This is a genomic window from Geobacter sp. (assembly GCF_030834625.1).
In the GTDB taxonomy this organism is placed as follows: domain Bacteria; phylum Desulfobacterota; class Desulfuromonadia; order Geobacterales; family Geobacteraceae; genus Geobacter.
The window spans coordinates 71,710-85,609 of sequence record NZ_JAUQXO010000031.1; the positions used below are offsets into that span (position 1 = coordinate 71,710).

Sequence of the window (13,900 nt, forward strand, 5' to 3'; positions counted from 1 at the left end):
TCTCATGGAGCGAGGAGAAAATATGAAACCAAGTAGATTCATCAGCAGATTTATCGTAGTGACAGCCGCAGCCACCCTCTTTGCCGGCTGTGCCGGGCAGCAGGTGAAAAACGAACGTTTCTTCTGGCCGCCTTTGCCTGATCGGCCGCGTTTGGAGTGGCTCAATGCGTACCACAATCGGCTCGATCTTCCCCAGCAGGGATTTAGCAAGGTGATGGGTGCCATTGTCGGGCAGGATGAGGGGCTCGCCTTCAAGAAGCCGCTTGATATCGCCTCGGATGGCAACGGGAAGGTTTATGTAACCGATCCCGGTCTGGGGGGGGTCGTGGTGTATGATTTTGTCAAGTCGGATGTCCACCTCCTCGCCGATAACGATGCTCTTCGCATGTTCAAGCAGGTTGGTGCTCTGACGGTGGATAATGAGGGAAACCTCTATGTTGCCGACATGCAGAAGAAGTTAGTCATGGTATTTGACAAAAATGAAAATCCCTTGCGCTCAATCAATATTGAGAAGCACGTCGTGCAGCCTGGCGGATTGGCCGTGGACAGTGGCCGCAAACGGCTCATCGTGGTAGATGGCAAGGGGCACAAGGTGGTTCTTTTCTCCCTTGACGGCATGTTCATCGCCAATTTCGGCGAAAGGGGGGCGCGGGACGGTGAATTCAATTTCCCGTTCCCTGTTGCGCTCACCAGCAAGGGGGAGATTGTCGTGGGTGACGTGATGAACGCCCGTGTTCAGGTTTTTGACAGCGACGGCAAGTTCCTGCGCAAATTTGGCACCCGCGGCGACGGACTTGCCGATTTTCAAATCCTCAAGGGGGTGGCGGTCGACTCCGAAGACAACATCTACGTAACCGACGGCCGGGGACACAAGATGGTAATTTTCAACTCAAAGGGCGATTACCTCCTCACGGTCGGCGGCCAATATGCCGCAATATCTAGCGGTCGGATCGCTCCCGGCGGATTTCTGATTCCCCAGGGGATCGACATAGACAAGAATGATGTCATTTATGTGGTTGATCAGTTGAACATGAGATTCCAGGTTTTTCAGTACATCTCCGACAGTAGGCTCAGTTCGTATCCCCTTCCGGGGCAAAGTCCCGCAATGAATAAATAAACAACATCTCCTTTGTCACGGGGTTACGGCTTCACTTCCATGGTAGGCCGTAACCCTGTTTCCCCTCTCCTGCCGCATCGTGGTCTACCCGTCCGACGTTACTTCACTCCATATCCCCTCTTGCAGTTCCTGCCGCGAAATTATTCCGTCAAATAGCTGAGTTGCGACTGTCGCAGGAACCCAAATCGGTACGTTGCTGATGGCGTGATGTCTTGAATTCAAAGGATAAATTGCCGTTGACTCTTGGAAATAGCTGGCAAAAGGGCACGTAAATTGGCCAAAGTACAGGCGTGTAGGCTTTTGGTATGTTGTTTGCTTTTCAAGTTGCAGGGCAGGAAGGAAAAGAAAGTACGCGGATGCGTATATTACACATGAAAGGAGTACCAACGATGAAAAGGCAACGAGTAGTAACGGCCATGGTGGCGGTGGCCATGGCGGTGGTGGCGGGCACGGCGCTGGCAGCCGGCATCAAGGACAGCAAGCACGACCTCAGTAGTACCAACGCGAAGTATCCGAACAGCACCACTGACCAGGTCTGCGTCTTCTGCCACACCCCGCATAATGCATCAAAACCGATCCCCCTCTGGAACAGGACGAACCCGGACGCAACGACGTTCAAGTTTTACTCCTCACCGACCATGCGGAACCACCAGGGCTCGCGCAACACCTTCACCTCAGACAGTATTTCCCTCTTCTGCATGAGCTGCCATGACGGCCAGGCCCTTGGCGGCAGGGTCAACAACCCGACGGGGATTACGGTCGGCAACGGTCTAAGCGGCACCATCGTAGCCGATAAGATTGCCAGCGGCAATGCACTGCTCGACGATGTTACCGACAGCCTCATGGATGATCACCCGGTGAACTTCAAGGTAGCCGTTTCCGGCGGCACTTCCGGCATCTGGCCGGTAACTGGCGATCACAAGCTGAATGCCTCCGGTGGCGTTGGTCAGCTCACAACTCCTTTGCCGCTGTTCAAGGCCAACAGCGAGAACGACTATCTGGAGTGCGGCAGCTGCCACGCGGTCCATGACCCGGGCTCTACCGGAAAATTTCTCCGGACCACCAACGCAGGAAGCAAGCTCTGCCTCGCCTGCCATAACAAGTAGAGTGCGGTAATGCATGTCTGGTGAGGGATGGGCGCACCATCCCTCTTTTTTTACCCTCCCGTAGAGGGGTTACTGTCCATGTCGGTTGAGAAGAGTCACATACGGAATATCCTCATTGCGGCGCTGGGTGCCCTGATGATTGCCCTGTTCCCCGGGACGACTCATGCCCGGTTGAGCGGCGAGGCTGAACTGGGCTACGTCAAGGCCGACACGGAAGCCGGGGGGGCGAAGGTTCTTGACGCCTCCTCGTTCTATCAGCGTTATTCTCTCCTCTATTCAACCCAAGGGGCGCTGTACCAGGGGCGGATGGGAGGATACGATCTTTCGCTGGGGTACGAGTGGGGATCCTTCGACACTTCCATCAAGGACCCGAGCCGCCCCGATGATCCCCTCGGCAACACGAGTCTCTCTCTTAGCCGGGGGCACCTTCTCTATCGGGGGGAGTTTTACCTCGATCCGCAGGAACTGCCCCTCAAGCTCAAGGTCTACAGCTATGACATGAGCCGTATAACAATGGATCGGGATACGCTGACAACTCTTGGTTCGGGCATGACCCAACCGGGGCTTGTCACCTCTCTTGAGAACGGTACTCATATCATAACCGGTGCAACTCTTCTGCTTGGGGTCAAAAGCGGCCTGACCAACGGCTACAACGCGATCTTTCGCCATATACCTCTTGTCATGCTGGATTACCGCGATGAGATCGACCGCGACCTGAAAAGCTTTACCCCCATTGACACCCGGCTGCGGCGCCTTGCCTTCGTAAGCCTCAATAAACGGGACAACTGGTTCCACTACCGCACCACTCAATTCGAAGATTACCTCAATTCATTCAATTCCTTTGAAGAGAATCAGATTCAGCTTGGTACCGTCGACCAGAGTCTGACGCGCCGGTGGATCGACATGACCAACTGGCTCAAAATCTCGGCGGATGGGATGCACACCAAGCGAATGTCAAAGGATGTCACCACGTCTTTTGAAGAGTACCAGTTGAACCTTTTCGGTATTGCCGAACGCAAGGCATGGCAGGCCCGGACATTTTCGTCGTTCACAAGGACAAAGGATAATCTGGGGATAACCCTTGAACGGCGCATTCCCCTCTATGCAGCGGGAGTGGCCGGGCAGGATGCCGAATGGAGCGCCAATGTATACTCCCAGGAAACCGATGTGACGCCGCCGGTTGGCCGTCCTTATACTACCTCCAATATCTCCGGAGCCATCCGGGCCACCATGTTTAAACGTTCTCAGTTTACCCTTTCACCTTCACTGAAGGCCGAGCATAATGACTCGCGGGAGGGGAAACTCCTGTCCCTTGAGGGGGGGATTGAAACGGCCAGTACGAGGCGTTTTTCCGATGTCTTTACCGTGGCAGCCGGCTATGACGTGAAGGTTTTCCGGGGCGATGGGGTAAGGGGGAGCAGCCAGTACACCAACCATGATGCCACGCTCAGGGTCGGCTATGTGCCGGGGCCGACGGTTCGCGTCACCTTTCGTGAAAATCTGACCGCAGCGTCAGGGCAAAATCCTCAGAACTATTCCAATTCCCAGATAACGATAAACAATGGTTTCGGCGGGACGGTCTCATCATCGGCAGCCGCCGACCTCTATGACCGGAACAGGAATACAATTGACGGATACGTCCGCTCGGTCTCGTCGGCTGACGTGGCCTGGATTCCTCTTCCGCGCCTCCAGGTCTCCTTTGGCGTTTCCCAGGATTTTCTTTCCCCCGACAATGCACCGTCCGATTCTCTTACCACGCTCCGTAACACCATCAACTATTCAACGCCGACCTTCTCGACAACGCTGGAGAATTCCTTCTGGGTGCGATCAGTGGGGGGAGGAGTGGATCACCTCATTGAAAGCCGGGGGACCATCGACTACAGGCCCGATAAGTCTCTGGCCAACCTGTTGCAGTACACCTTCAGCAAACGACAGGATCATGACGGCACCGACTACCAGTATGTCGATCTTGTCCAGCGCTTGACGTACAGCTTCTACAGCCGTGCGGGAGTATATTCCAAACCGCTGGAAATCTCCGAAGAATTCAATTATAACAAAACGACCACCATCAACGGTGGGGTGATGAGCGAAGGAACAGCCAAGCGTTTTACGCTCAGTGCCCGGTACTATCCTGTCAGGTTCCTCCTCCTGGGGGTCACCTCCCGCTTTTCCTTTATCGAACCGGAAGGCGTGTTAGAACAGGCATATGAGGGGGTAATGGCATTGACTTTCAGAAAGTTTCAGGCTTCCCTCAATTACAGTTACGGACGGAGAAACGAGCGGGGGGGGATAATCGAGAAACGGTTGTCAGCCAACGTGAAGAAGGTGTTCTGACCTCGTCTCCCTTTCTTCCTCAACAATGCATGGAGACCGGGTTAACCCCGGTTTTTTTCTTTTGTCATCATGGACGATTCACTTACCTATACCATAATCATCCCGGTCAAGCCGGCTGGAGCCGTGCGCGCCCTTGAGCGGCTCAGGAAGAGTGTCGACTACCCCGCAGAACGCTTTGAGGTCTTGGTGGCCGAAGGGCGGCAACCGAGCCGCCAGCGCAACCTGGCTGCCGCCGAGGCCAAGGGCGAGGTGCTCTACTTCCTGGACGACGATTCGTTGACCGGCCCCGGTTTCCTGCGGAGTGCCGCACGGCACTTTGCCGACCCCGCAGTGGCGGTCGTGGGGGGGCCGTCCCTCACCCCCGAGACAGACACGCTCTTCCAGCGGGCTGTCGGCATTGCCCTGGCGTCTCCCCTGGGTGGGGGCGGAGCCCGCAACCGTTACCGCCGGGTCAGCCCGGCCCGGGCCACGAGCGAGCGGGAGCTGATCCTCTGCAACTTGGCCTTCCGTAAGGAAATATTCCTTGCCCTGGGGGGGCTCGACGAGCGGCTCTATCCCAACGAGGAGAATGAGCTCCTGGACCGCATAGCGAAGGGGGGGCTGGGTCTCCGCCATGATCCCGATTTGGCCGTTGAGCGAAGCCAGCGCCCGACTTTGCGGGCGTTCTTTCGCCAGTTCTTCGGTTACGGCCGGGGCAGGGGGGAGCAAACCAGAATCGCCGGGGTACGGTCGGTGGTCGACTTTCTTCCGTCGCTCTTTTTCGCCTATCTGCTCATGCTGCCGCTGCTGCCGTGGTGGCCGGCTCTTCTGCCGCTCGGCGTCTACGGCCTGGCGGTGATCGTCTCTGCCCTGGCCGGGGTTTCGGGGAAGAGGCTCTTGCCGGCGATCCCCTGGCTCATGATCCTCTATCCGGCCCTCCACCTCTGCTATGGTTTCGGGTTCGCGAGGGGGCTGGCGGCGCCGCGCTTCGTCCGAAACAGCGGGGGGGGCGCCGGCATCTCGATTCGTCTCGTGAAGTCCCTTGGCGCCCCGTGGACCGACCATTCCCAGGAGGCTCGGTGATGCACCACTCCAGCATGCCTCGCAAAGGCATTGTGCTGCTGCTCCTGCTGCTGGTCACGCTCGCGGTGTTCGGGAACACTGTTGTCAATCAGTGGACCTATGACGATCTGCCGGTGGTTTTGAAGAACACTGATGCCCATTCACTGAACGGCTTCCTGGAAAACACGCGGCCCGGCCGCCCCATGCGGGAGCTGACCTATATTCCCGAGCACCTTCTGTTCGGCGACAAGCCGGCAGGCTACCGGATCCAGCAACTGGGCTGGCATGGGGTCAACGGGTTTCTGTTGGTCCTCCTCTTCTCCTCCCTCGGTATAGAGCTTCCCTTTGCCCTGCTCGGCACGCTTTTCTTCCTGGTTCACCCCCTCCAGTCCGAGTCCGTTGCCAACATTTCCCACCGCAAGGAGCTGCTGGCGCTCTTTTTCTCCCTCGGCGCACTGCTCTGTTATGTGAAGAGCTTTTCCTTGCGTGGTGCACGCCGTGTTCTGCTGTGGGGTGGCGCCCTTGCGGCCTATGGAGGCGCACTCCTTTCCAACGAGACCACAGTGACACTGCCGCTTGCGGCGGTCCTCTACGAATGGCTCATGGTAGAGCGGAGCAAAAGGGTGCTGCTGCGCAGGCCACTTGTCGCCCTAGCCGTTGCCGTCGCGGCTGGTGCCCTCTTTGTCTACCGCTTCCGGGGGCATTTCGCGGCCGAGCAGTTGCTGACGGTCTATTCCAAGAACAGCTTCGGCGCCTCCCAGAGCTATATTCCCCTCTTCACGGGAGCCATGAAGGCCTTCGGGTTCTATCTCTCCAAGATCATCCTGCCGGTGGGGCTGGCCCCGGAGTATACCTTCCAGCTCTCCGAAAGTCTCTGGCAGCCGTGGGCGCTGCTGTCCCTGGCCCTGCTCGGTGCCGCCGCAGTGTGTGCAGTGGTGATCCGCCGCCGTCTCCCCCTGGTCTCCCTGGGCATCGGGTGGTTCCTCGTAATGTGGCTTCCGGTTTCCAACCTTATCCCCGCCTCCTATCTTGCGGCGGACCGCTACATGTACCTCTGCCTTCCCGGAATCGGCCTTGTCCTGGCCGGGCTGCTGCAGCGATGGCCGAACCGTCTGTTCATGGCCGGCACAGGAATGGTCCTGGTTGTGTTTGCGGGGCTCACCGTGGTACAAAACGGATACTGGCGCAACGAGTATACGCTCTGGCGGCACGCGGTCACGGTAAACCCGGGCTCCACGTGGGTGCGGGAAACGGTGGCGTTGAGCTATCTGCTGACCGGGGATTACGGGAAAGCGGTGGAGCATGCGAGGGAGGCAATTCGGCTCGACCGTTTCAACACCCGGGCATACCTGACGCTGGCCAAGGCCGAGGAGCGTCGGGGCAATCTGGCGGAGGCGGTGAAGAACTATGAATTCTTCGCCTCCTTCGGCGCCATGGAATATCCCGAGGAAGCCGCCCGGATCCGGCTGTATCTTCCCTCCCTTCACAAGCGCCTTGCCCTGCAGAAGGGACTTCAGTGAGGTTATTATTGGTGGACCTGAGCATCGTCGTACCAATCTACAACGAAGAAGAAAACATTCCCCACCTCCACGAGCGGGTGACCGCCGCCATGGCCGGCGCGGGCATCGACTACGAGCTGATCCTGGTGGACGACGGCTCCAGCGATGGCTCCTTCGCCTGTCTCCGTGAGATCGCCGAGGGGGACCCGCGGGTGAAGGTGATCCGCTTCCGCCGCAACTTCGGCCAGACCGCGGCCATGGCCGCCGGCTTCGACGCGGCCACCGGAAGGGTTGTGGTCCCCATGGACGGCGACCTCCAGAACGATCCGGCCGACATCCCGATGCTTCTGGCGAAGATCGACGAGGGGTACGACGTGGTGTCCGGCTGGCGCAAGGACCGCCAGGATACCTTCATCAACCGCCGGCTCCCCTCCATCCTCGCCAACGGTCTCATCTCGCGCATGACCGGGGTCCATCTCCACGACTACGGCTGCACCCTCAAGGCCTACCGCCGGGAGGTGCTCGACGGGGTGAATCTTTATGGCGAGATGCACCGCTTCGTGCCGGCCCTGGCCTCCCAGGTGGGGGCGCGGGTGACGGAGCTGCCGGTGCGGCACCACCCGCGGCTCCACGGCACGAGCAAGTACGGCATCTCCCGTACGACCCGGGTGGTCCTCGACCTCATGACGGTGAAATTCCTTCTTTCCTACTCCACCAAGCCGATTCAGCTCTTCGGCAAGTGGGGGATCTACACGATCATTGCCGGAATCGCCACGGGGAGCCTCACCCTCTGGATGAAGTTCTTCGAGGGGATGAGCATGAACCGCAATCCGCTCCTGATCGTCACCGCCTTCCTCCTCTTCGGCGGGGTCCAGCTCATTGCCCTGGGGCTACTGGGGGAGGTGAACGCCCGGACCTACCACGAGTCCCAGGGGAAACCCATTTACGTGGTCCGCGAGAAGATCAACCTGGATGAAGGGTAGGGGGAAGGTGCCGTGAAGATTCTCATGGTGGCTCCAACCCCGTTTTTTGCCGACCGGGGGTGCCACGTCAGGATTTACGAGGAGGCCCGGGCGCTCATGGCCCGCGGCCACCAGGTGCGGATTGCCACCTACCACCTGGGGCGCGACATGCCCGGCATCACCACGGACCGCACCGTTCGCGTCCCTTGGTACAGCAAGCTCGCGGCCGGCCCCTCGTGGCACAAGCCCTATCTGGACATCCTCCTCTTCTTCACCGCCCTGCGCGCCGCCCGGCGCATGAAGCCAGACCTGATCCACGCCCATCTGCACGAAGGGGCATTCTTCGGCGTCTTCCTGAAAATGCTCCTTGGCGTTCCCCTGCTCTTCGACTGCCAGGGGAGCCTCACCGGCGAGCTGGCCGACCATGGCTTTGCGCGGGAAGGGTCGCTCCTCTACCGGTTCTTCGCGGGGCTTGAGGGGTGGATCAACCGCAACGCCGATGCCATCGTCACCAGTTCCGGTTCCGGGCGGGACGATCTCGTCGGGAAGTGGGGCGTCCCTCCCCGGAAGGTGACTCCCCTCATGGACGGGGTGGATACGGCGTTCTTTCGTCCGTATCCCCGGGACGAGGTGCGCCGCAGGCTCGGCATCGCCCCCGACGTGCCGCTGGTGGTCTACCTGGGGGTCCTGAACCGCTACCAGGGCATCGACCTGCTTCTGTCGGCCATGGTGATCCTCAAGTCCCAGGGGCGCCCGGTCCGGTTCCTGGTCATGGGGTTTCCGGAGGAGGGGTACCGGGAGAAGGCCCGGGAGTTGGGGGTGGCCGACATGGTCACCTTTACCGGCCGCATCGACTACGGCAAGGCCCCGGCCTACCTCTCGGCAGGGGATATGGCTGTTTCCCCTAAGGTCTCCCTCACCGAGGCCAACGGGAAGCTCTTCAACTACATGGCCTGCGGGCTTCCCACGCTGGCCTTCGATACGCCGGTGAACCGGGAGATTCTGGGGGAGACCGGCGTTTATGCCCGCTACGGTGATGCGGAGGACCTGGCCGCGCGGATTGGGGACTTGGCCGCCGATCCTAGGCGCCGCAGGGAGCTTGCGCGGCTTGTACGCCAGCGGGCCGAGGGGGAGCATTCATGGCAGGCTCGGGGGAAGCAGTTGGAAGAACTCTATCGGGGGATGCTCCGCCGGGGGCGGTGAGGATGAGCGGGACCAACCCGCGGATTTCCCATTGCAAAGTTTCTCTGCCTCATGTATTGACGGAAAGGTTAAGGGGTGGCAGTCCGTCGGCATGACGTTTGCCGGCAACAGGAACCATGAAACGACCATAACGGAGGAATCATAGATGAAAAAAGCACTCATCACCGGCATCACGGGACAAGACGGCTCCTATCTGGCGGAACTGCTCCTGGCAAAGGGGTACGAGGTCCACGGCATGATCCGCCGCTCCTCCTCCTTCAACACGGGGCGGATCGACCATCTCTACCGGGACCCCCACGAGACCGGCGTCCGGCTCTTCCTTCACTACGGCGACCTGAACGATGCCAGCTCCATCAACAAGCTGCTGCGCGACATTCGGCCCGACGAGATCTATAATCTCGGTGCCCAGAGCCACGTGCGGGTCTCCTTCGACGTTCCCGAGTACACGGGCGAGATCGACGGCCTCGGGACGGTCCGCATCCTGGAGGCGATCCGGGAGACGGAGCTGAATACCCGGTTCTACCAGGCATCCTCCTCGGAGCTCTACGGCAAGGTGGTGGAGACCCCCCAGAAGGAGACCACCCCCTTCTACCCCCGCTCCCCCTACGCCTGCGCCAAGGCCTATTCCTTCTACCTCACCGTCAACTACCGGGAGAGCTACGGGATGTACGCCTGCAACGGCATCCTCTTCAACCACGAGTCCCCCCGCCGGGGCGAAACCTTCGTTACCCGCAAGATCACCCGGGCTGCCGGCCGGATCGCGGCAGGCCTCCAGGAGCGGCTCTACCTGGGGAACCTGGACGCCAAGCGGGACTGGGGCTTTGCCGGCGACTACGTGGAGGCCATGTGGCTCATGCTCCAGCAGCAGGAGGCCGATGACTACGTCATCGCCACCGGAGAGACCTATTCAGTGCGCCTCTTTGCGGAGAAGGTCTTCGCCCGTCTCGGCATGCCCCTGGAGTGGCAGGGGAGTGGCGTCCACGAAAAGGGAATCGACGCCAAAACCGGAAAGATCCTGATCGAGATCGACCAGCGCTACTTCCGTCCCGCCGAGGTGGATCTCCTCCTGGGTGACTCCTCCAAGGCCCGCAAGGCCCTGGGCTGGACCCCGAAGACCGACTTTGAGGGGCTCGTGGCCATGATGACCGATTCCGACCTGGCCTTGGCCGAGCGGGAGAAGCGGGCCGATGGATAAAGCCGCCCGTATCTACGTTGCCGGCCACCGGGGGCTGGTGGGCTCGGCCATCGTCCGGAAGCTGGAAGCGGACGGGTACAGGAACCTCCTGTTCCGCACCAGTGCCGAACTTGACCTGCGGGACCAGGCTGCCGTGGCCGCCTTTTTCGAGCGGGAGCGTCCCGAGTATGTCTTCCTCGCCGCCGCCAGGGTGGGGGGGATCGTTGCCAACAACAGCTACCCGGCCGACTTCATCTACGACAACCTGATGATTCAGGCGAACGTCATCCACAGCGCATATCGCTTCGGCGTGACGAAGCTCCTCTTTCTCGGGAGCACCTGCATCTACCCGAAGATGGCCCCCCAGCCGATCAAGGAGGAATACCTCCTGACCGGCCCCCTGGAGCCCACCAACGAACCCTACGCCGTGGCCAAGATAGCCGGCATCATCCTCTGCCGCTCCTACAACCGTCAGCACGGCACCCGGTTCATCTCGGCCATGCCGACGAACCTCTATGGTCCCAACGACAACTTCGACCTGGAGACGTCCCATGTCCTGCCGGCCCTGATCCGGAAGGTCCACGAGGCGAAGATGGCTAGCGCTTCGACGGTCACCGTCTGGGGGACCGGCTCCCCCTGCAGGGAGTTCATCCATGTGGATGACGTGGCTGACGCCAGCCTCTTCCTCATGGCGCGCCACGAGGGGAACGACATCGTCAATATCGGCAGTGGCGAGGAAATTTCCATCCGCGACCTAGCGCTCTTGGTGAAAAGGGTGGTCGGCTACGAGGGAGAGCTGGTTTTCGATACCACCAAGCCCGATGGCACTCCCCGCAAGCTCTCGGACGTCTCGCGGCTCCATTCCCTCGGCTGGCGGCACCGGATCGGGCTGGAGGAGGGTGTCGCCTCTGTCTATGCCTGGTATCTAGATCAGTGCTGCTGAGAGAGTTCCCCGTATGAACGATACGGGACGATCACTGCCGGGGTGGCTTCCCGGTTTTCTCCGCAGGCGCCTTGAAGGGAGCGGGTCGCTACGCCGTGTTGCCGGCAACGCTGGCTGGATGCTCTTCGATAAGGCCATGCGGATGGGTATCGGTTTCCTGGTCACCGTCTGGATTACCCGGTACCTGGGGCCCGAGCAGTTCGGTTTGTTCAGTTATGCGGTGGCGTTTGTTTCTCTCTTCGCGGCGGTGGCCAACCTCGGCCTGTATGGCATCGTGGTCCGCGATTTTGTTCGCTCCCCGGGCGAGCGTGATGCCATACTCGGTACGGCCCTTTTTCTCAAGACGGTAGCGGGGCTTGTGGCATTCGCCCTGGCGGTTGGCGCCATCGCACTGCTGAGGCCGGGGGATCAGCAGATGCTCCTGCTGGTGACCATTGCTGCCGCTGGACTGATATTTCAGGCGGGCGAGGCCTTCGACTTCTGGTTCCAGTCCCAGCTCCGCTCACGGATCACGGTGCTGGGAAACCTGCCCGGGTTCGTGATCATTACGGCGGTGAAGGTCGGCTTGATCCTGTGGGGTGCCCCCCTGGAGGCTTTTGCCTGGGCTGCCGTCGTCGAGACACTCTTGGGAGCAATCGGGCTCGCCGCCGCCTACCATGTGACTGCCGGCGGGCTCGGCTCGCTCCGGGTGCGTGGAGGGTGGGTCAAGAGTCTGCTTCGGGACAGTTGGCCACTGGTCTTTGGGGGCCTCATGCTCATGGTCTTCTCCCGGATTGACCAAGTGATGCTCGGGCAGATGCTTGGCGGGCGTGCGGTGGGGGTCTACGCTGCCGCCGTCAAGGTGGCGGAGTTCTGGTATTTTGTCCCCCTGTTCACGTTGAATTCGTTGTTGCCGACCATTGTCGAGGCGCGCGCCGGAAGTTCTGAAGAGTACCAGCGGCGGCTCCAGCAGATGACTGATGCCATCGCCGTCATTGCCTACTGCTTCATGGTGCCGCTGGCTGTTGCTGCGGGGCCGATTGCAACGCTCCTCTATGGCGAGGCCTATGCCGGAGCCGGTCCGATCCTGGGCATCTATGTCCTGTCGAGCGTCTTTGTGATGATGGGGCACGTTCGAGAGTACTGGGTTGCGGCAGAGAACATTGCCATGTTCTCCCTGGTTGCCACTGCCGTGGGGGCCGTCCTGAATGTTGCGCTGAACCTGGTTCTCATTCCCGCCTTTGGTGCGGTCGGGGCAGCCTGGGCCACGTTGGCAGCGATAGTTGTTTCGGGCTATCTCATTAATGCATGTCACAGCCGGACAAGGATGATCTTCGTCATTCAGTCCCGGGCGCTGCTGCTTCGTGACCTCTTCAGGCTGCTGCGCGGGGGGGAGGCGAGGGGATGAGTGCGCCCCTTATTGTGCAGTTCTGCTGGACTACGGCCGACGATGCGGCTTTCGAACAGGTGGTTCCCCTGGCGTGGCACGGCCATCACCTCCGACAGCAGGGGTGGTCCAACGGCATTGTCCTCTGTTTTCTGGAGGGGCTTGACCGATTGTCGCCGACGTACCGGGCCGGGCTGGAACGGCTCGGCTATCACTTGGTCGATGGGGCTGTGGCGGTGACGCGGGCGCTTGCCCGTCATCCGCAGCTTCGGGCTGTAAAGACCACGTCCCGCTTCTGGTTCCTCCGCTGGAATGTGTTGGGGGAGTTGGTGGCGGAGCATGGGGGAAGCGGAGCCATCCATCTGGACGGCGACGTGGTGTTGATGGCAGATCCGGCAGAACTGGCCCGGGATGTGACCGGCAAGACCTTTGTCCTTCAGGGGTGCCCGGCGTTCACGGTTATTCATGATCCGAGTTGGTATGACGTCTGGGAGACAGAGCTGGACCGCCTGCTTGCCGATCGAGGGGCTTACCTCCAGGAGGCCCTTCGGCTCAAAGCCGAACCGCTACGCCCTGATCGTGAGTGGTATAACCTCTGTGCCTATGGGCCGGGACGGTTCGAGGACCAGGATCTGATCGAGTACCTGGTAGCCGCGGGACGGCTCCCCCAGGCCCGGACGGCTGAAGCGGTCGGGAGCCGGTTCTACTGGATCCAGAACCCATTGTTCCCCGGTGACTGGTTCGCCGAACAGGCCGACGGGGGGGGCGACTGTCGCATCCACGAGCAGGATGGCTTGTCATATGTGGGATACCGACAGGTGGCCCTTTACCACTTGCAGACCGACTTCACCAGCTACTGCTCCGGTTGGTTGGCCCTAAACAGCGTGGGTATGGAGCAATCCAGCGCGGCGCTGCTCCGGCGGTCCCTTCTTTCTCCCCGGTATTCCCCCCTTGTACGGGCTGCCCTTGGGGTTTTGGGGTGGAACCGTAGCCGTCGTCAAGTCTGTGAAGCGGTTTTTGCACCTGTGTCGCGGGGAGGCCGTCGGCTCATCACGGACATCGTCAATTCCTGCTGGGGATAATGGTACGAGGTGATGAATGATTTTCAGGGCAACGAGTTTCGTGGCGTGAAGGGACGTCTTTCTGGCGGGCAGG

Annotated in this window: 11 protein-coding genes; all 11 read left to right on the top strand. The window is 60.4% G+C overall.

All coding sequences use genetic code 11. From position 1 onward, the window contains the following. Window positions 1-22 precede the first annotated feature (22 nt). The 11 genes from RCH91_RS08495 (at window position 23) to RCH91_RS08545 (ending at window position 13,827) form a co-directional block, all read left to right on the top strand. Window positions 23-1,117: a 6-bladed beta-propeller gene (locus tag RCH91_RS08495; RefSeq protein ID WP_306534200.1), complete on the top strand. Its 1,095-nt coding sequence runs from the start codon at window positions 23-25 to the stop codon at window positions 1,115-1,117. A 389-nt stretch (window positions 1,118-1,506) separates the two neighbouring features. Beyond that, entirely contained in the window at window positions 1,507-2,223 is a 717-nt protein-coding gene (locus RCH91_RS08500; RefSeq protein ID WP_306534201.1) for a cytochrome c3 family protein, read from the top strand. Window positions 2,224-2,301: 78 nt separating this feature from the next. Next, window positions 2,302-4,557 (top strand): hypothetical protein, encoded by a 2,256-nt coding sequence (locus RCH91_RS08505; protein WP_306534202.1) that lies wholly within the window; start codon window positions 2,302-2,304, stop codon window positions 4,555-4,557. Between the two features lie 69 nt (window positions 4,558-4,626). Continuing rightward, a complete protein-coding gene (locus RCH91_RS08510; RefSeq protein ID WP_306534203.1) occupies window positions 4,627-5,619 on the top strand; it encodes a glycosyltransferase family 2 protein in 993 nt (330 codons plus the stop codon). Beyond that, entirely contained in the window at window positions 5,619-7,118 is a 1,500-nt protein-coding gene (locus RCH91_RS08515; RefSeq protein ID WP_306534204.1) for a M48 family metallopeptidase, read from the top strand. Before RCH91_RS08510 ends, RCH91_RS08515 begins: the two co-directional genes overlap by 1 nt. Window positions 7,119-7,129: 11 nt before the next feature. Continuing rightward, window positions 7,130-8,080 (top strand): glycosyltransferase family 2 protein, encoded by a 951-nt coding sequence (locus RCH91_RS08520; RefSeq protein ID WP_306534232.1) that lies wholly within the window; start codon window positions 7,130-7,132, stop codon window positions 8,078-8,080. Between the two features lie 24 nt (window positions 8,081-8,104). After that, complete coding sequence (locus tag RCH91_RS08525) at window positions 8,105-9,262, top strand: glycosyltransferase family 4 protein (RefSeq protein ID WP_306534233.1); 1,158 nt, start codon at window positions 8,105-8,107, stop codon at window positions 9,260-9,262. A 145-nt stretch (window positions 9,263-9,407) separates the two neighbouring features. Further along, a complete protein-coding gene (gene gmd, locus RCH91_RS08530) occupies window positions 9,408-10,457 on the top strand; it encodes a GDP-mannose 4,6-dehydratase (protein ID WP_306534205.1) in 1,050 nt (349 codons plus the stop codon). Further along, window positions 10,450-11,379, top strand: coding sequence for a GDP-L-fucose synthase (locus RCH91_RS08535; RefSeq protein WP_306534206.1), 930 nt, complete (start codon window positions 10,450-10,452; stop codon window positions 11,377-11,379). Before gmd ends, RCH91_RS08535 begins: the two co-directional genes overlap by 8 nt. Window positions 11,380-11,392: 13 nt before the next feature. Continuing rightward, window positions 11,393-12,766, top strand: coding sequence for a flippase (locus RCH91_RS08540; protein ID WP_306534207.1), 1,374 nt, complete (start codon window positions 11,393-11,395; stop codon window positions 12,764-12,766). After that, window positions 12,763-13,827: a hypothetical protein gene (locus RCH91_RS08545; protein WP_306534208.1), complete on the top strand. Its 1,065-nt coding sequence runs from the start codon at window positions 12,763-12,765 to the stop codon at window positions 13,825-13,827. The genes RCH91_RS08540 and RCH91_RS08545 overlap by 4 nt, the downstream gene beginning before the upstream one ends. The last annotated feature ends 73 nt before the right edge of the window (window positions 13,828-13,900 follow it).